The following is a 16,869-nucleotide window of genomic DNA, read 5'->3' as shown; positions in this document are numbered from 1 at the left end:
ATCCACGGAGGCCGACATGGCAAGCACGCGCACCCCGTCCGACGGGGCTTCGTCCCCTCGCAAGACCGCCCGCAAGATCGTTGGCACGGCGCGACGCAACCTGCGCGCCGCCAGCCAGGCGGCCAAGGACGAAGCCGCGTCCCTGAAAGCGCGCAAGCGCGCGGCCACGTCGTCGAGCCGCACAGCCAAGAAGGCGACCACCCAAAAGGCCGCGGCGAAGAAGGCGACAGCGAAGAAGGCAACGACGAAAAAGGCAGCCGCCTCCAAATCCGCTTCAAAGAAGAGTTCGGCCAGCAAGACCACCGCCCGGAAGGCGACCGCAAAGACGGCTACTGCGACGAAAAAGACTGCGAAAAAGGCAGCCGCGAAGAAGACGACTGCCAAGAAGACTGCTGCGAAGAAGACCACGGCGAAGAAGGCTGCTGCGAAGAAGGCGGCATCGAAGAAGGCCGCCACGCGGTCGACTGCCCCCGCCGCAGCGGCACGGAAGACGCCGGCGTCGAAATCCACCCAAAAGAAGATCACCCGCAAGCAGGCGCTCGCCAATACGCGCAAGCTCCTCGAGGCCAAGCAGGCCCACGATCGCGAGACCCCCGCATGGCAGGCAATCGGTCACCATGAGGGCCATGGCGAACCGCACGGCGGCGTGCATGGCCACGGTAGCGAAGGCGCGCATGCCCATGCCGAAACGCTACATGCCGGCGAGAGCCGCATGCAGGCCATCCAGGGCAGCATCAGCACCCACGACCGGCACGCGCAGGGCAAGCGCGACAAGCGCTGATATCCGGGCCTGACGCTTCCATCCGCGCAGCGGCCCTTCGAGGGCCGCTGCTAGACTTCCCGGGATCCCAGCCACGCCGTCCTCCAGGGGAGCCATGCCCGTCCGTCTTCTGTCCCTGCTGTTGCTCGTCGCCTTGGGCTTGCAGTCCGCACTCGCCCCGGGACCGGCGATGGCGCAGGATGCCCAGGGCACTACCGCCAGCGAGGCGGGCGCGGACGGCGCCGCGAAGGACGCGGGACCACAGGCCATTCCCGTCACCGAATTGCAGGACCGGGCGGACACGGACGAGCGCTTTGCCGAACAGGTGATCCTGCGCGCAGGCACCGAGGCGGCCAGCCAGCACCTCGGGACGGAGCTGGATGCCATCATCCAGTCGATCCAGCAGAAGTCGACCAGCTTCGACACCGCGACCCTGCGCGCGTTGCCGGTCAGCTACCTCGACGGACTCGAGCGGCACTGGAAGTTCGACCAGCGCCGCCTGCAGGAGTGGGATGCCTCGCTGCATGCCTCGAGCGATCCCTATTCGAAGGCCGCCGCGGACCTCGGCCAACGCCGCGCCGAATGGCAGGCCACTCTCGCGGCGGCGGAGAGCAAGGGCCTGGCCAGCGCACTGCTCGACCAGGCCAGGCAGGTCATCGAACGGCTCAACGAAGCGGAGCAGGCCCTGTCGCCACCGCTGGAACGCTACATCGAACTGGGCCGTCGCGCGAATACCGCCGAAGCGCAGATCGAGTCGGGCCTCGCGGTGGTCAGCGACGCGATCGTGCACATCAACCGCCGCCTGTTCCATGCCGACTCGCAACCGCTGGCCGACCTCGCGGCAGGCCAGGCGATGCAACGCAATGCCATGGCGGCCCTGCAACAGGGCATCGAGTCCGAAGGCCGCTTCATCAGCGACTACAGCGCATCCAACCACTACAACCAGCGAGTGCTGCTGGTGCTGCAGCTGGCATTGCTGCCACTCCTGCTCTGGCTGTCGCGGCACAGCCGGCGCCGGCTAGCCGACGACGCAGGGGGTGACGGCGATTCCCACGCCGTGCAGACGGACGAAAGCTCCCGCCGCGTACTGCAGCGGCCGCTCTCATCCTGGCTGATGCTGTCGATGATCGGCGTGCTGGTGTTCGAGCCGGAAGCGCCGCTGGTGCTGCACCAGCTGGCGGCACTCGTCGCCCTCGTCCCGGTCCTTCGCCTGTTGCCACCCCATGCCTACCGCCTGCTCGGACCATGGCCGCTGGTCGCGACGGGTATCTACCTGCTGCTGCGGCTCGCCACGCTGCTGACCCCCAACGTCTATCTCTACCGCTGGTATTTCCTGGTCCTCGGCGTGGCCGCGATCGCGCTGAGCGCCTGGCTGCTGCTGCGTGCACGGCACGGCAACCTGGCGCAGCGCACCGGCCGCACCGGCAAGGCACTCGTCGCCGCGCTGTGGGTGTCGATCGTCCTGCTCTCGATCGCCACCATCGCCAATGTGGTGGGCGCCTTCGCGCTGTCGGAGATGCTGGTCCGCGGGGTCGTCGACTGCGGTTACATGGCGCTGCTGCTGTACGTCGGACTCGTGGTCTTCAAGGCCCTGATGCACCTCCTCATCCAGGAGCGCCAACGCTTCCGGTTCCGGCTTTCCCGCGACCACGCGACGCCGCTCCTGGACCTGCTGCAACGCCTGGCCACGTGGACCGCGGTGGGCGGGTGGATCATGTTCGCAATGATCCGCTTCCGGATCTTCCGCCCCATCGAGGCCTGGGTGACGGGGGTGCTCGGGCACGAGTTCGGGATCGGCGCCATCACCTTCTCCCTGGGCCACGTGCTGGTGTTCGTGTTCGGCGTGTTCATCGCCTTCTGGGTCGCCAAGACCATGCGCTTCATCCTCGCCGAGGAGATCACGCCGCGCATGTCGCTGCCGCGCGGCGTCGGCAACAGCATCGCCTCGTTGAGCTATTACGCCCTGCTGCTGGTGGGCCTGCTGGTGGCCCTGTCCGCCGCGGGGTTCAAGGTCGGGCAACTGACCTTCATTTTCGGCGCGCTGGGCGTCGGCATCGGCTTCGGCCTGCAGACGGTGGTGAACAATTTCGTCTCCGGCCTGATCCTGATGTTCGAGCGCCCGATCCAACCAGGCGACGTGGTGGACATCGGCACCACCTCGGGCAACGTCCGCGAGATCGGCATGCGCGCGACCACCATCAAGACCTTCGAAGGCGCCGACGTCGTCGTCCCCAACGGCAGCCTGCTGTCCGAGAACCTGACCAACTGGACCCTGCGCGACATGTTCCGCCGGATCGAGGTGAAGTTCGGCGTCGCCTATGGGGCCGATCCGGAACAGGTGATCGAACTGATCATGGGCGTGCTCGCCTCCGAACCGGGGGTCTCGACACATCCCGAACCGCGGGTGTTCTTCATGGAATTCGGTGCCAGCTCGCTGGACTTCTCCGCACGTGCATGGACCCGCGACTACGACAACTGGCTGGCCATCCGCAGCCACCTGATGATCCGCATCTACGCGACCCTCAACGAGAACGGCATCGAGATTCCCTTCCCGCAACGCGACCTGCACCTGCGCAGCGTGTCGGACGAAGCGCGCGATCGGCTGATCGAAGGCGCACGAGCCGACGGGCCTCCCGCACCCGGGACGCCATCGGCGGCGGGGTGAGGCAGGGGTTCGGAATCCGTTCAGCGCCCTGTCCCGCGCCGTTCACGCCCAAGGCGCGAACATCCGCCCGTACCCACACCGGAGACTCCGCATGATCCGCACCCTCGCGCTCTCCACCGCACTGGCCGTGACGGCGTTCGCGACGCCGGCGGCTTTCGCCGGCAACGGCCGCGGCCACGACAAGGGACCGCCGCCGCATTCCAATGCCCCTCCGCATGCCCGCGATGCCGCGCGCCACGACAACGGGCGCCATGAGGGCTGGTACAAGCAGCAATGGAAGCGTGGCGATCGCGTGCCCTATGCCGACATCGACCCGCGTTATTACCTGGACGATTACGCCCACTACCGCCTCCGCGAACCGCCACGCGGCTACCGCTGGGTCCGTCCGATGGACGACCGGTACCTGCTGGTCGAGATCGCCACAGGCGTCATCGCCGAAGCGCTCGGCTACTAGGCCCTCCAACGCGCGGATGGAAACCCTCGCCTCGTTCTTCGTCGGCCAGCCGCTGAACATCCTGCTGGTCGCCGTGCCGTTCGTGCTCGCCGCGTGGTGGCCGCGTTACAGCGCGACCGCCCTGCCGCGGGCACGCCGGGCCATGACCTGGGCGGCGGCGGCGTGGCTGGCCTATGCGGCGTGGGAGGCACTCGTGCAATGGCGCACCCCGGGGGCCGACATCCGGGTGGACCTGCTGGTGATCTGGCCGGTGCTCGGCCTGCTCAGCCTGTATGCCGTCTGGCGCTGGCTGGCGATGTTCACGAAGACCCGCTGAGCCTGCTCGCGTTGCCGGAGCGGCCTGCGGACACCACGCCGGCACCCGGCGCCTGCATCCTCATACCGGCAGCGCGGTGGTCTTCTTGACCGTACGCAACGCGAGCGTGGACTGCACCCGCACCACGCCCGGCAGCTGGGTCAGGATCTCGGTGTGGATGCGCTCGAAGTCCGCCGAGTCCGCATAGGCCACCCGCACCATGTAATCCGCGGCGCCGGCGAGCAGGCAGCACTCGGTGACTTCCGGATGGTCCTGGATCGCATCCTCGAACGCATCCAGCGCGGCACGGCCCTGCTGGTCCAGGGTGACCAGCACGAACGCCGTGCCGGCCAGCCCCGCCAGCTCCTCGTCGAGCAGCATCACGTAGCGGGCGATCAGCCCGCGCTCCTCCAGCAGCTTCACCCGGCGCAGGCAGGCCGAGGGCGAGAGGTTGATGCGTTGGGCGAGCTCCGCATTGGTCAGGCGGCCGTCTTCCTGCAGCAGCCCGAGGATGGCGCGGTCGCGTCGATCCACGTCGATCTTCATTTGTTCGAATCCTGATTCAATGAAATCGGCCAATGAACGCAGAATATGCCATGCCATCGCCTTAACAGGGGCATATTTGGCGAATAAGTGCGTGATTGTTCGATCATACTTCACCACTTTCCCGCCGGCGGCGCGCCCTCGCCCCGCCCCTTCCCGAATCGAGAGAACATCGCGATGCGCATCGGCGTCCCCACCGAAATCAAGAACCACGAGTACCGCGTCGGCCTGATCCCGTCGTCCGTGCAGGAACTCGTCCACCACGGCCATGAAGTCGTGGTGCAGTCCGGCGCGGGCCTCGGCATCGGCCTGACCGACGAGGACTACCAGAGCGCCGGTGCCAGCATCCTCGCCACCGCCGACGAGGTGTTCGCGCAGGCCGACATGATCGTCAAGGTGAAGGAGCCGCTGGCCGAGGAGCGCCGCAAGCTGCGCAGGGGCCAGGTGCTCTTCACCTACCTGCACCTCGCGCCCGACGCGCCGCAGACCAAGGACCTGATCGACTCCGGCGCGATCTGCATCGCCTACGAGACCGTCACCGCGCCGAACGGCTCGCTGCCGCTGCTGACCCCGATGTCCGAGGTCGCCGGCCGCCTCGCGCCGCAGGTCGGCGCGCACGCGCTGGAGAAGGCCCAGGGCGGCCGCGGCGTGCTGCTGGGCGGCGTGCCGGGCGTACCGGCGGCCGAGGTCGTGGTGCTCGGCGGCGGCGTCTCCGGTACCCACGCCACCACGATCGCGATCGGCATGGGCGCCAACGTGACCGTGGTCGACCGCTCGGCCGACGCGCTCAAGCGCCTTGCCAGCCAGTTCGGCACCTCCATCTCCACCGTGTTCTCGACCCGCCAGGCCATCGAGACGCTGGTCGCGCGCGCCGACCTGCTGATCGGCACCGTGCTGATTCCCGGCGCCGCCGCGCCGAAGCTGGTCACCGCCGACATGGTCAAGACCATGAAGCCGGGTGCCGTGATCGTCGACGTCGCGATCGACCAGGGCGGCTGCGTCGAGACTTCGCGCGCCACCACCCATGCCGAGCCGACCTACGTGGTCGACGACGTCGTCCACTACTGCGTCGCCAACATGCCCGGCGCGGTTGCCCGCACCTCGACCTTCGCGCTGAACAACGTCACCCTGCCCTTCACCCTGGCGCTGGCCAACAAGGGCTGGAAGCAGGCGCTGACCGACGACGTGCACCTGCGCAACGGCCTGAACGTCTGCGAAGGCCAGGTGACCTGCGAGCCGGTCGCCCAGGCCCAGGACCTGGCCTACGTGCCGGCGGAGACCGTGCTGGGACTCTGACCGCGACCACGCACGCGACGCGCACGCGCGACACCCGGAGGGCGGCCCATCGAGGCCGCCCTTCTTCGTTGCAGGACCGGGCGGCGCGCCCTGACTCCGGCTGGAAGCGGCAGGACGGGTCCGGCACACTGGTCGACGGGGAACATCTCCGGCCCCGACCTGCCGGCGATCTACCGCGTCGCCGGGCGTGCGGTCGAGCGTGCCGAGTCAATGTTCGAAGGCGCCCGCGTCGGCTCCTCGCCGTCCTCGCTGAGCCTGGACCAGCCGCTGCTGGAACTGCACCCGCGCTGGGAACGCCTCGCCGAGACCGGGCTGGACGCCGGCAGCTTCGGCTACTCGGTGGCGGCGCTGAGCGACGGCGCCTTCGCCGACGAAATGATCATCGGCGACCGCAAGGTCGACATCTTCCTGTTCAGCAGCGCCGGCAATGAACAGCGCCTCGACCGCCTCGGCGACCTGCCGGTGGCGACGCCCTCCGGCGCGGTGCTGCCGGTGTCGGCGCTGGCCGACCTGCGCGAGGCCGCCGGCACCGACAGCATCCGCCGCCTCGACGGCCGCCGCACGGTCACCCTCAACATCGTGCCGCCGCGCTCGGTCGCGCTGGAGACCGGCGTCGAGCGCGTGCGCGCCGAACTGATCGAGGCGATGCGCCGCGAGGGCGAGATCCCGCCCGACGTCAGCATCGACATCTCCGGCGCCAGCGACCAGCTCGACGCCACCCGCGAGGCGGTGACCGGCAACTTCGCCATCGCCCTGCTGCTGTCCTACCTGCTGCTCGTGGCGATCTTCCGCCACTGGGGCCGGCCGCTGTTCGTAATGGCGACGGTGCCGCTGGGCATCGCCGGCGGCATCGTCGGCCTTGCCCTGCTCAACGGCCTGGGCGCGGTGCTCGGCGCGGTCGGGCTGGCGCCGATCACCCAGTCCTTCGACATGATCACCCTGCTCGGTTTCCTGGTGCTGCTCGGCACCGTGGTCAACAACCCGATCCTGATCGTGCTGGAGACCTACGCGCGCATGGAGGAAGGCGCGGCCTCGGTGGTCGAGGCGGTGAACGACGCCGTGCGCACCCGCCTGCGGCCGATCCTGATGTCGACCTGCACGACGCTGTTCGGCCTTGCCCCGCTGGTGCTGATCCCCGGCGCCGGCACCGAGCTGTACCGCGGCCTCGGCGCGATCGTGCTGTCGGGCATCGCCACTTCGGCGGTGGTCACCCTGACCTTCCTGCCCTGCCTGCTGATCGCCACCCTCGCCCTGCGCGAGCGCGCCGCCGGCGGGTGGCGCCTGCACCGGGCCTGAGGCGCGCCTCAGCACCTGTCCCCGGCACAGCCTCCATTCAGCAGCGGCCCACCCGGCCGCCGATACACTCGCGCGTCGAATCCACCCCGTGCCGCGCCATGCCCCAGCCGAGCCCCCATCGCCGACCGACCCCGACCGCCCTGGCCCTCGCTGCCATGCTGGCGGCGTCGCTGTCCGCCTGCGGCTGGAACCAGAAAGCGGAGCCGCCGCCCTCGGGCGAGACCTTCGGCGCCAATGACACGTTCTCGCGCACCTACGCGGTGCCGGCAGCGACCGCCTGCGAGGCGACCCGGCGCGCCCTGCTCGGCCAGGGCTACGTGATCGGCGAAGCCACCACGCCCGACACCCTGCAGGCCAGCAAGAACTTCCAGCCCGAGGACGACATCCACACCCAGCTGCTGATCCGCGCGACCTGCCTGGCGCAGACCGGCGGCGGCTCGATCGTGTTCGTCAACGCCGTGCAGGACCGCTACGCGCTCAACAGCACGCTGAAGTCGGCCAGCGTCGGCGTCAGCATGCTCGGCTCGGTGTCGCTGCCCATCGGCAGCAGCGTCGGCAACCTGGTCAAGGTCGCCAGCAACACCGTGCAGAGCGGCGAGTTCTACACGCGCTTCTTCGACCTGGTCGCCTACTACGTGCCCAGCACCGAGGCGCTCGGCCCGCCGCCCCCGCCGCCGGTGTTCGAAGCGCTGCCGGAACCGGAGCCGCTGCCGGTGCCCGACCTTGAGGGCGAGGGCGACTTCGACAGCGGCAACGACGCCTTTCCCACGCCCTGAGCCGGGCCGGCGCGGCGGCGACTGGCCGCGCATCGTCGGGGGTCGCGTTGGCTTGGGGAGACCCGCACCGGCCGCCGTCCCCATGAACCTGATCTACGCCCGCAGTTTCGCCACCGCCCGCGCCTTCGCCCACACCGAGGAGCTGATGCCGGGCGATTGGAAGTGGATCCAGGACGCCGACACCATCCGCCAATACCCGCGCGCGCACATCTACAAGCTGCCGCGCTGGCAGGAGAACCCGCACCGGGTGTGGATCGACGCCGCCCTGCAGCGCGCGGCCGACGCACACCGGCTGGGCCTGCTGACCGACATCGAACTCGGCTCCGACACGCTGGGGATTTCCGGGGCCTGAGCGGCGCTCCGGCCGGCCTTCAGGCCTCGCGGCCTCCATCCGCCGACGCGTCAGCCGGCACGTCCGCCGGCGCCTGCGGCGGCAACGTCCACCACCGCTCCAGCGCCCAGCCGACCAGCGCGGCCCAGGCAAACGCGGCGACATGCCCGGCCATCAACGCGCTGCCGAACGCGAACAGCGCGCTCAGCGCCCGCCAGCCCTCGAGTTCCGGGTGGAAGTGGTACGACAGCCATGCGATGCCCGCGCCGTACACGAGCGCCGCGGCCGGTACCGCGGTCGCGTCCGCGGACAGCATGCAGTGGCCGCGCCAGCGGTTCTCGACCGCGTGCAGGCCGGCATAGACCAGGGCGGTGGCCCAGGCCAGCCCGGCAGTGCCGATGAACCAGCCGTCGAGCACGAGGCCCCAGGTGGCGAAATACACCGGCACGGTCAGGGCCATGATCCAGCGCATCTGGCGGTCGGCGTGCGCGCGTTCGGCGGGGGTCATCATCGGGCTCCGCGGGGCGATCCCCGCACTGTACGGGCTCGCCGGGCGGCGATCACCTGTCCGTGTCGGCGGTGGCGCCGCGTTGGCTCCGGTCACACCCCTTCGGAGACAACGGAATGAAGTCCGCCCCTTTTGCATGCCTCATCGCGATCCCCCTGCTGGTGGGGTTCGGCACCCCTGCCGGCCCGACCGGACAGGTCGCCACGGACGTGCGGCCCGAGGTATCGCCCACGGCGTCGCCCGCGCTGGCGCTCGACCCGACCCTGCTGCGCAAGCCGGCGCATCGGATCAGTTTTCCCGCACACGCGCTGTCGTTTGGTCCCGCGAACGCGTTCACCCTGCATGCGCGGGGGGTCAACTGGCTGGCCGACACGGGGGTGATGAGCCTGACGTTGCGGCGTCCGCTGGATTACACGGGGGGCAAGGTGCGGATCACGCTGTTCCACCAGGTGATGAGCGACCAGGCGGGGGACATCCAGTTCGTGGTGACGCCCTTGGGGTTGAACCACGGCAACAGTTTCGAGACGTACGGGTCGATCGGGAGCGACATCCTGCCGGCGCCGCAGACGTTGACGATCGTGTTGCAGCAGACGGTGGTGATTCCGCCGGGCAATGGGTTTTCGCCGAGTGCGGACTGGTGGTATTTCGACATCGTGCGGCAGGGGGGCCATGCGGGGCCGTTGCGGATCATGTCGGTGGCGGTCGACTACTGAGGAGAGGCGGAGTTCTGGAGGCTTTCCCGAGCGCCGGAGGTGTTTGGAGGAAGCGGGTGACCCTGGAGTTCGCGTGACCGTGCGCGGCATGGATGCCGCGCCCGAGCCTCCAGGGATGGATTTACGGCGTGTCACGCGAACTCCAGGGTCGCCCGCTTCCAGTCAGGGCACCAGCGCTTTCCGGACCGGCCGGAGCCCGGCCCTGCACGGTTTCGAAAGGTCCCGCCAATGCCCCGCGGGGCGCCTCCGCAGCGCTATAGTCGGCCCACAGGGGGAACACCGACATGTCGAATCCAGTGCGGGCCGCGCGTGCGGCCGTGTGTGCGCTCATCCTGGCCGCGGTCGCGGCCCTCGTGCCCTTGCACGCCCAGGAGGCGGCCGCGTCTCGCGAGGAATGGGGGGTGTATGCCGATCTGGTCGGGCATCGGTTCGGCACGTCTTCCAGCACCAGCGCCGCCTACCGGATCGAATGGGCGGTGCCGGGCGAGGAAATCCGTGAGGTGCAGCTCACCGGCGACCGCGAGGGCACCGTCACCCTGATCCGCCGTGCCGGACCCGGGCGCCTCAGTGCGTCGGTGCGCAAGCCTCTGGGTGTGGTGCAGGTGTGGGACGGCGCGATCCAGCCCGACGGTTCGATCCATTTCGTCCGCGATGCGCTGATCAAGATGCCCTATGGCATCGCGATGGGTCCGCAGGGCGAATTCCTGACCCAGTCCCTGCGCGAGGTCGATGGCCGCTGGACGGTCAACGAGCGCTACGTCAACCGGTATGCGCGGCAGGGTGCGCCGGCGCGTGACACGCAGGCGGTCGCCTCTGTCGAACTTGAAACGCGGATGGCGGAACCGGCACCCGCGGTGAGCAAGGCCGAGGTGCTGAAGCAGGCGCGCTCGGAGGCGGCCGGGGCGGCCAAGCTGGCGCCGCCTACGCCCATACCCGCGGCGACCGCGGCAGCCGCGCCGCCTGCACCGGCCCCTACGCCTGTGCCTGTGCCTGTGCCTGCGCCTGCGCCCGTCGCAGCCGCTATCCCACCGGCTTCCGCGCTGCCGGTCGTGGCCGAACCCGCCGCCCTGCTTGCCGGGTCCGATCAATGGCTGGACAGCTGGCGCTTCGTGCAGGGCGACAAGGCCGTGGAGTTCCGCCTCAGGCGGCTGCGCGCGGAAGGCACCACCAGCTGGTTCCGCATCCAGTACCGGGTGAACTACTCCGACCCGATCTACACGCCGTTGAGCAACGGCTACCACCTGTACCGCGCCACGGCCCGCGACGTGCGCTACCGGGTGGACTTCCCGCCGTCCTTCACCGGCGTCGACCGCATCTACGAACTGCCGATCGAAATCGGCCTGTTCGCCGACGGTGAGCACGTGGAATGGGACGAGGCCACCCGCACCCTCGTCTACCACGACCGTGTCTACGAGGCGCGCGGTTCGTCCAGCTGCGTCGACGACAACTCTGCCGAGAGTCGCTGCGACGGCTATTACCGCTGGCGGGACCATGTGATCGCGCCGGAGTACCGCTTCGTCGCGGAGTAGGTGGCGTCGCCCGACCCGCACCTGAACATCGACGAGTCGCCTTCACCTCCGCCACGCAAGCGGACGTGCCACCCTGCGCGCATGCTCTCGGTGATCATCCCCGCCCATGACGAAGCCGCGCTGATCGGCGCGACGCTCGATGCGCTGGCGACCGCCACGCGCGCGCTCGGCCTGGTGCACGAGGTGATCGTGGTCGACGACGCGTCGAGCGACGGCACCGCCGAGATCGCCGCCGCGCGCGGCGCGCGGGTGCTGCGTGTCGAGCACCGGCAGATCGCCGCTACCCGCAATGCCGGGGCCGCGGTGGCCCGCTATCCGCGGCTGCTGTTCCTCGATGCCGACACCCTGGTCGATGCCGAAGTGCTCGGCGCGGCGATGCGTGCGATGAACGACGGCGCCGTCGGCGGGGGCTGCCGCGTGCGTTTGGCCCGCGCCGCGCGCTGGCACGAACGCGCCGTCGCCGCGGTCGCGGCGGTCGGCTTCCGCTGGACCCGCATCGCACCCGGCTGTTTCCTGTTCTGCACCCGCGCGGCCTTCGATGCGGTCGGTGGCTTCGACCCGCGCTGGTACGCCGGCGAGGACGTCGCCATGAGCCGCACGCTGGCCGGCCACGGCCGCTTCGTCGTCCTGCGCGAGTCGGTCCGCACCTCCGACCGCAAGCTGCGCACTTTCAGCCCCGGCGAACACCTGCGCCTGATGCTGCGCCTGGTGTTCCGCGGCCGCGGCATCCTGCAGTCCCGCGAGGGGCTCGAACTCTGGTACGACCGCCGGCGGGACGGGGCAGACTAGCGCCGCGCAACACTCGCGCGGCTGGCCCTTCCCCCGGTCGCGGCCCATCATGGGGGCCGTCGCCGCATCGCCCGCGCCGATGCAACCGCTGAAGTACCTCGCCGGCTATCCCCCGCACCTGCAGGACCAGGTGCGCGCGCTGATCGCACGGGACCGGCTGGGCGCGATGCTGTCCGACAAGTACCCCGAGCCCCACGCCGTGCGCAACGATGGCCAGCTGTACGACTACGTGCAGGCGCTCAAGAACCGCTACCTGCGCAAGGCCGTGCCGCTGGGCAAGGTCCTCTACGACGGCAAGCTGCAGGTGGTGAAGCAGGCCCTGGGCACCCACACCGCGGTGTCGCGCGTCCACGGCGGCCGGCTCAAGGCGAGCCGCGAGATCCGCATCGCCAGCGTGTTCCGCGATGCCCCCGCCGAGTTCCTCAAGATGATCGTGGTGCACGAACTCGCGCACCTGAAGGAAGCCGAGCACAACAAGGCCTTCTACCAGCTGTGCACGCACATGGCGCCCGACTACCACCAGCTTGAGTTCGACCTGCGGCTGTACCTGACGCAGCGGGAGCTGGAGGCGGGGTGAGACGGGGTGCACGACGTACCCCGCCGCACAGTTTCCGGCCGATCCCCCCTCTGCCACACTCGGCCCGCTCCCCCGCCGACCCCGGTCGGTCACGCAGCACCGCAGCCTCGCAACACCCGCCCGCACGGAACGCGGCGGAGCATGGACCGTCCGGCCCAGCCACCTGGCACGCCCGGACTCGCACACGGAGATAAGGAAAGCCAAATGCAGAACCTGATTTCACTCACCCTGTCCGAACAGGACCTCGCCGACCTCGACGCCGCCATCGCCACGCTGCAGCGGGTGTTCACCCCGTTCGTCGCCCTGCAGCCCAGCGACCGCATCGAGCTGAAGAAAATGGGCCCCAAGTCGCGCGAGTTCTGCGAGCAGGCCCTGACCCTGCTCGACAACAACCGCCAGATGGTCCCGCCCAACCTCGGTCTGGACGAAGCGCTCGCCGACCGCACCGCGCTGGAGCACCTGCGCCCGCGCCTGCAGCAACTGCACCAGCTGGTCGAACGCGCCGACGACACCGAGATGGCCCTGGGCAGCGACATGATGGCCATCGCCCTCGAGGGCTACCGCCTGCTCGAAGTGTCCGGCAAGGGCGAAGCGCTCAAGAGCGCCCGCCGCGAACTGTCCACCCGCTTCGCCCGCAAGCGCCGCCCGACCGACCCCGAGCCGGACCCCGCGCCCAAGCCGTTCTGACCGCGCCCACGGCGCACTGAAGCACCGCCCCGGCATGCAATGCCCGGGGCCCTGCCCGGCGGAGGTGGCGGAAGCCCTTCCGCCGGGTTTGTTTGGGGCTTGGACCTCTGGGGGTCGGGGGTTGGAGCCCCAGGGGTGGAAGTTTCGACCTTTTGGGGTGGAAGCCTGGACCCTAAGGGGTGGAAGGTTCGACCTCCCGAGGTGGAAGCCTGGACCTATCGAGGTCGAAGCTTCGACCTTCCGGGGTGGAAGCTTGGACCTTCAGAGGTCGAAGGTTGGACCTTTTGGGGTGGAAGGTTCGAGCTCCTGGGGTGGGAGGTTGGACCTTTTGGGGTGGAAGCTCCGACCCTTTGAGGTCGAAGGCTGGACCTCTTGGGGTGGAAGCTTCGAGCTCTTGGGGTTCAATGGTCATGAAAGGAACCGGCGACCACCCGCCTCAAACTGAATAGCGTAGCCCCTGGAATTCCCAGCTTCCTTCGGCGAAGCTATTGCCATGGTCGATACCTTGACCCCCGAGGGACGCAGTGAGCGCATGTCCCGGATCCGGAGCCGGGACACCAAGCCTGAGCTTTGGGTGCGGCGGGGCCTGCATGCGCGAGGCTTTCGGTTCAGCCTCCAGCGCAAGGATCTCCCTGGACGGCCAGACTTGGTTCTGCCAAAGTATGGCGCGGTAGTCTTCGTCCATGGTTGCTTCTGGCATGCCCATGCATGCCAAAAAGGGAGGATCCCATCGACCCGGGGAGCTTTCTGGCAAGCCAAGTTCGAAGCGAACCGCAAGCGGGATGCCCGGAACAACAGGGCCTTGAGGTCGATGGGTTGGCGGGTGCTGACCCTTTGGGAATGTGAACTCGCGAAGGCGTCGACGCGTGAGCGCGCGATCGACAAGCTCGCCAACAGACTGCGTCGCGGAGCGTGAGATTGGACGGTGGATACTTGCCTTCCCAGGCACAGGGCCGGGAGGCCAAGAAATTGAACAAGAAGACCTTGAAGGTCATGGACCTTTTCGCAGGATGCGGCGGGCTCTCGTTGGGCCTGGAACAGGCTGGCTTCACGCCCGTGTTCGTCAACGAACTCAGTCCGGATGCACGGGGAACATACATCCAGAACCGCGTCGATGCCCATGAGTGGCTGGCCGAGCCGGGTTTCCACTCTTCCGACGTCAAGGGCATGGTGCTGGACAAGGCGTTCTTGCCGTCGCTCGAGAAGCGCTTCGCAAGCATCTTCGGGATCGAGCATGGCGAGCTTGACCTGCTAGTGGGCGGCCCACCATGCCAAGGCTTTTCCGGGATCGGCCATCGCCGGTCCTACTCGGTCGACAAGGAGCAGCTGCCTTCCAACCACCTCTTCCAGGACATGGCGGCGATCATCCACCGCCTGCGGCCTCGTGCATTCCTGTTCGAGAACGTCCGTGGGCTCTTGCACAGCAAGTGGACCACCGACGGGCGCAATGGTGAGATCTGGCAAGACATCCTGGGCACGTACCAGAAGATCCCCGGTTACTCCGTCGCCTATTCCCTTGTTTACGCGAAAGACTATGGCGTCCCGCAGAACCGTCCGCGCGTCCTGATGGTCGGCATCCGCGATGACGTCGGCAGCGGCATCACGCGGGAAGGCAATCCGGAGGATGCGATCGCACGTGGCTACCTGCCTGCAGGCGGCTCGATCAAAGCGCCCGACCTCATCGACTTGCTTGGCGACCTTGTCGACCCGGGCTATGAGAACGGTGGCGCGACGGTTCAATATCCCGCCGCTGCTCGCACCGCGATCCAGAAGCACCTCAGGACGCCAGCGGGCGGGGGAACGCCGTTCCGGAAGGGCGACCCGCTCACGGAGCACGAGTACAGCAAGCACAACGAGCGGATCCTCGCCAAGTTCAAGGCCATGCATGCCAACGGCGGCGCAGTCCCGACTGAGTTCCAGACCAAGAAGTTCGCGCAGCGCCTGCTTCCCGCCCGATGGGGTGACGCCGGGCCGACGATTACTGCGACCTCCCTCGCCGACGACTACGTGCACTTCTCACAACCGCGCGTCTTGACCGTTCGCGAATGGGCGCGTCTCCAGATGTTCCCGGACTGGTACCAGTTCGCGGGCAAGCGCACCACGGGCGGTATTCGCCGGGCAGGCAATCCGCGCGAAGGCATCTTCGACCGGGAAGTCCCGAAGTACACGCAGATCGGAAATGCGGTGCCGGTCGGGTTGGCAAAGGCGGTCGGCGAGCATCTCAGAGGCATCCTAGAGAGATAAGGCGAACCGGGCGAAACAGGGGGGACAAATGCTCGCCACGTCAGATGTATCGATCCAAGAGGTTCTCAGATACTTCACGAAACGCGGGATTGAAGTAGGCCTGCTTGTTCCTACTGAAACAGGAATGGCAAAAAGCATCATGGATGCCACCGGCAATGTCCGTGAGTTCCTTCGAAGCAGCGGGCTCCATGACTTTGAAGGGCAGCCGCAAGGACAAGCCCATAAGCGCCTGCTACGCACGCGAATCGTGACATCTGCCGGAATCGTTGGAACCCAGACTAGCCTCTATAGACCCGTCACGAAGGCTGGCGATCCACGCATCTGGATCTATGGTCTTGCGCAACATGCATCAGCAGGCAACTTGCTCGCCCTAGTCGCTGTCGGCAAAGACGAACTGCTGGTCATCAACGCAAGTAATGCTGGACTGGTCCCCGGAGTACCACCCCGCGCTGGCGAACGGATCGAGATCAGGGACGCCATCGACGTCGACCTCGAAACGATATTGGCGCCTTTGGTTGCGCGCTCAAACGACACGGCCACTGAACTCCTCGAACTACTACACGGAATAGCAGGCAAATGGCATGCGGGAGTACCGGGGATACGAAGGGATACGGAAGTGGGCCGATTGCTCGAAGAGCTGCTTGGCATTAGGCCCAATAGCTCAAGAAGCCCTGACTACAAGGGGATCGAGATAAAAGCAGGTCGCAGCAGGTCCAGCACCCGACAGACGCTGTTTGCAAAGGTTCCAGACTGGCACCTTAGCAACCTAAAAAGCAGCGCCGAGATACTCGACAGGTTCGGCTATGTCCGTGGCGACAGCTACCTGAAGCAGCTGAGGTGCACTGTTTCCGCAAGAGGCCCGAATACCCAAGGACTCTTCTTGCTTGTACCAAGCGATGGTGCCTACCTCCATGAAGGCAGCATCCAGCCAGATCTCAGGGAAGTGGCCACTTGGCGTATTGACGAATTGAAGTCGGCCTTGCAAATGAAACACCCAGAAACATTCTGGGTGACCGCGAGAAGCAACAGGCTTGCTTCCGACGCGGAGGAGTTTAGATATGAAAGCGTCCTGCACACCAAGAAGCCAATAGCGTCTGCATTGCCAACCCTGCTGGAAACTGGCGTGGTCACGGTTGACCACCTGATCACCAAGAACAAGCGAGGGCGAGTTAGAGAGCAAGGACCTTTGTTCAGGATATGGCGGCGCGACATGGATCTACTTTTCCCACCGGGGGAGTTTCATCTCCTTGGCCAGCCTGATCCCGATCCTCAGGCAGGCATGTCCCCCTGACTATCATCGGACTCGCCAACGGATTTGGCGAACCACTCCAACGCCGGCTTTCTCAATACGCCTCACGAAATGTGGAGCTATTGAATTCAAAGACGCTTGAAAGGGACTTTAGAGC

18 protein-coding genes are annotated in these 16,869 nt (G+C 67.5%); 16 read left to right on the top strand and 2 right to left on the bottom strand.

Annotated features, from left to right (window positions below; genetic code table 11):
• Positions 1 to 16 precede the first annotated feature (16 nt).
• From H4F99_RS04985 to H4F99_RS04970, 4 genes are all read left to right on the top strand, one after another.
• Positions 17 to 781, top strand: a complete 765-nt coding sequence (locus H4F99_RS04985; RefSeq protein WP_182668629.1) for a hypothetical protein — start codon at positions 17 to 19, stop codon at positions 779 to 781.
• Positions 782 to 875: 94 nt separating this feature from the next.
• The gene (locus H4F99_RS04980) at positions 876 to 3,425 is read left to right on the top strand and encodes a mechanosensitive ion channel family protein (RefSeq protein WP_182668628.1); all 2,550 of its coding nucleotides are present in this window, start codon (positions 876 to 878) and stop codon (positions 3,423 to 3,425) included.
• Positions 3,426 to 3,516: 91 nt separating this feature from the next.
• Entirely contained in the window at positions 3,517 to 3,879 is a 363-nt protein-coding gene (locus H4F99_RS04975; protein WP_182668627.1) for an RcnB family protein, read from the top strand.
• A gap of 16 nt (positions 3,880 to 3,895) precedes the next feature.
• Complete coding sequence (locus tag H4F99_RS04970; protein WP_182668626.1) at positions 3,896 to 4,195, top strand: hypothetical protein; 300 nt, start codon at positions 3,896 to 3,898, stop codon at positions 4,193 to 4,195.
• Positions 4,196 to 4,255: 60 nt separating this feature from the next.
• On the opposite strand, the gene H4F99_RS04965 is transcribed toward H4F99_RS04970, so the two are convergent.
• The gene (locus H4F99_RS04965; RefSeq protein WP_182668625.1) at positions 4,256 to 4,720 is read right to left on the bottom strand and encodes an Lrp/AsnC family transcriptional regulator; all 465 of its coding nucleotides are present in this window, start codon (positions 4,718 to 4,720) and stop codon (positions 4,256 to 4,258) included.
• 174 nt (positions 4,721 to 4,894) lie between these two features.
• On the opposite strand from H4F99_RS04965, the gene ald reads away from it, so the two are divergent.
• The 4 genes from ald (at position 4,895) to H4F99_RS04945 (ending at position 8,437) form a co-directional block, all read left to right on the top strand.
• Positions 4,895 to 6,013 (top strand): alanine dehydrogenase, encoded by a 1,119-nt coding sequence (gene ald, locus H4F99_RS04960; RefSeq protein ID WP_182668624.1) that lies wholly within the window; start codon positions 4,895 to 4,897, stop codon positions 6,011 to 6,013.
• 210 nt (positions 6,014 to 6,223) lie between these two features.
• A complete protein-coding gene (locus H4F99_RS04955; protein WP_182668623.1) occupies positions 6,224 to 7,309 on the top strand; it encodes an efflux RND transporter permease subunit in 1,086 nt (361 codons plus the stop codon).
• Between the two features lie 98 nt (positions 7,310 to 7,407).
• The gene (locus H4F99_RS04950; protein WP_182668622.1) at positions 7,408 to 8,085 is read left to right on the top strand and encodes a DUF2242 domain-containing protein; all 678 of its coding nucleotides are present in this window, start codon (positions 7,408 to 7,410) and stop codon (positions 8,083 to 8,085) included.
• An 82-nt stretch (positions 8,086 to 8,167) separates the two neighbouring features.
• Positions 8,168 to 8,437 carry a hypothetical protein gene (locus H4F99_RS04945; RefSeq protein ID WP_182668621.1) on the top strand — a complete coding sequence of 90 codons (270 nt, stop codon included), beginning with the start codon at positions 8,168 to 8,170 and terminating at the stop codon, positions 8,435 to 8,437.
• A gap of 19 nt (positions 8,438 to 8,456) precedes the next feature.
• Here H4F99_RS04945 and H4F99_RS04940 read toward each other — a convergent pair whose 3' ends face one another.
• On the bottom strand, positions 8,457 to 8,924 hold the full coding sequence (locus H4F99_RS04940) for a hypothetical protein (RefSeq protein ID WP_182668620.1): 468 nt from the start codon (positions 8,922 to 8,924) through the stop codon (positions 8,457 to 8,459).
• A 116-nt stretch (positions 8,925 to 9,040) separates the two neighbouring features.
• Between H4F99_RS04940 and H4F99_RS04935 the strand changes: the two genes are divergently transcribed.
• The 8 genes from H4F99_RS04935 to H4F99_RS04900 all read left to right on the top strand — a co-directional run bounded on the left by H4F99_RS04935 (position 9,041) and on the right by H4F99_RS04900 (position 16,754).
• On the top strand, positions 9,041 to 9,637 hold the full coding sequence (locus tag H4F99_RS04935; protein WP_182668619.1) for a hypothetical protein: 597 nt from the start codon (positions 9,041 to 9,043) through the stop codon (positions 9,635 to 9,637).
• Positions 9,638 to 9,921: 284 nt separating this feature from the next.
• Positions 9,922 to 11,166 (top strand): hypothetical protein, encoded by a 1,245-nt coding sequence (locus tag H4F99_RS04930; protein WP_182668618.1) that lies wholly within the window; start codon positions 9,922 to 9,924, stop codon positions 11,164 to 11,166.
• Positions 11,167 to 11,247: 81 nt separating this feature from the next.
• Positions 11,248 to 11,955 carry a glycosyltransferase gene (locus H4F99_RS04925; RefSeq protein ID WP_182668803.1) on the top strand — a complete coding sequence of 236 codons (708 nt, stop codon included), beginning with the start codon at positions 11,248 to 11,250 and terminating at the stop codon, positions 11,953 to 11,955.
• 79 nt (positions 11,956 to 12,034) lie between these two features.
• The gene (locus tag H4F99_RS04920; protein WP_182668617.1) at positions 12,035 to 12,532 is read left to right on the top strand and encodes a M48 metallopeptidase family protein; all 498 of its coding nucleotides are present in this window, start codon (positions 12,035 to 12,037) and stop codon (positions 12,530 to 12,532) included.
• 204 nt (positions 12,533 to 12,736) lie between these two features.
• Complete coding sequence (locus H4F99_RS04915; protein WP_182668616.1) at positions 12,737 to 13,219, top strand: hypothetical protein; 483 nt, start codon at positions 12,737 to 12,739, stop codon at positions 13,217 to 13,219.
• A gap of 493 nt (positions 13,220 to 13,712) precedes the next feature.
• Positions 13,713 to 14,135: a DNA mismatch endonuclease Vsr gene (locus H4F99_RS04910; protein ID WP_182668615.1), complete on the top strand. Its 423-nt coding sequence runs from the start codon at positions 13,713 to 13,715 to the stop codon at positions 14,133 to 14,135.
• Between the two features lie 53 nt (positions 14,136 to 14,188).
• Positions 14,189 to 15,463, top strand: coding sequence for a DNA cytosine methyltransferase (locus H4F99_RS04905; protein WP_220481038.1), 1,275 nt, complete (start codon positions 14,189 to 14,191; stop codon positions 15,461 to 15,463).
• Positions 15,464 to 15,491: 28 nt separating this feature from the next.
• Entirely contained in the window at positions 15,492 to 16,754 is a 1,263-nt protein-coding gene (locus H4F99_RS04900; RefSeq protein ID WP_182668614.1) for an MvaI/BcnI family restriction endonuclease, read from the top strand.
• Positions 16,755 to 16,869 lie beyond the last annotated feature (115 nt).

This window comes from Marilutibacter penaei (assembly GCF_014145395.1).
Classification (GTDB): domain Bacteria; phylum Pseudomonadota; class Gammaproteobacteria; order Xanthomonadales; family Xanthomonadaceae; genus Marilutibacter; species Marilutibacter penaei.
This window is presented reverse-complemented; position numbering and strand designations above follow the sequence as displayed.

Bases quoted from the DNA above. Each gene is read 5' to 3' on its own strand.
- H4F99_RS04930 (WP_182668618.1), top strand. From the start codon at position 9,922: ATGTCGAATCCAGTGCGGGCCGCGCGTGCGGCCGTGTGTGCGCTCATC.
- H4F99_RS04955 (WP_182668623.1), top strand. From the start codon at position 6,224: ATGTTCGAAGGCGCCCGCGTCGGCTCCTCGCCGTCCTCGCTGAGCCTG.
- H4F99_RS04945 (WP_182668621.1), top strand. From the start codon at position 8,168: ATGAACCTGATCTACGCCCGCAGTTTCGCCACCGCCCGCGCCTTCGCC.
- H4F99_RS04985 (WP_182668629.1), top strand. From the start codon at position 17: ATGGCAAGCACGCGCACCCCGTCCGACGGGGCTTCGTCCCCTCGCAAG.
- H4F99_RS04915 (WP_182668616.1), top strand. From the start codon at position 12,737: ATGCAGAACCTGATTTCACTCACCCTGTCCGAACAGGACCTCGCCGAC.
- H4F99_RS04900 (WP_182668614.1), top strand. From the start codon at position 15,492: ATGCTCGCCACGTCAGATGTATCGATCCAAGAGGTTCTCAGATACTTC.
- H4F99_RS04940 (WP_182668620.1), bottom strand. From the start codon at position 8,924: ATGACCCCCGCCGAACGCGCGCACGCCGACCGCCAGATGCGCTGGATC.
- H4F99_RS04980 (WP_182668628.1), top strand. From the start codon at position 876: ATGCCCGTCCGTCTTCTGTCCCTGCTGTTGCTCGTCGCCTTGGGCTTG.
- H4F99_RS04935 (WP_182668619.1), top strand. From the start codon at position 9,041: ATGAAGTCCGCCCCTTTTGCATGCCTCATCGCGATCCCCCTGCTGGTG.
- H4F99_RS04950 (WP_182668622.1), top strand. From the start codon at position 7,408: ATGCCCCAGCCGAGCCCCCATCGCCGACCGACCCCGACCGCCCTGGCC.
- H4F99_RS04925 (WP_182668803.1), top strand. From the start codon at position 11,248: ATGCTCTCGGTGATCATCCCCGCCCATGACGAAGCCGCGCTGATCGGC.
- ald (WP_182668624.1), top strand. From the start codon at position 4,895: ATGCGCATCGGCGTCCCCACCGAAATCAAGAACCACGAGTACCGCGTC.
- H4F99_RS04970 (WP_182668626.1), top strand. From the start codon at position 3,896: ATGGAAACCCTCGCCTCGTTCTTCGTCGGCCAGCCGCTGAACATCCTG.
- H4F99_RS04910 (WP_182668615.1), top strand. From the start codon at position 13,713: ATGGTCGATACCTTGACCCCCGAGGGACGCAGTGAGCGCATGTCCCGG.
- H4F99_RS04965 (WP_182668625.1), bottom strand. From the start codon at position 4,720: ATGAAGATCGACGTGGATCGACGCGACCGCGCCATCCTCGGGCTGCTG.
- H4F99_RS04975 (WP_182668627.1), top strand. From the start codon at position 3,517: ATGATCCGCACCCTCGCGCTCTCCACCGCACTGGCCGTGACGGCGTTC.
- H4F99_RS04920 (WP_182668617.1), top strand. From the start codon at position 12,035: ATGCAACCGCTGAAGTACCTCGCCGGCTATCCCCCGCACCTGCAGGAC.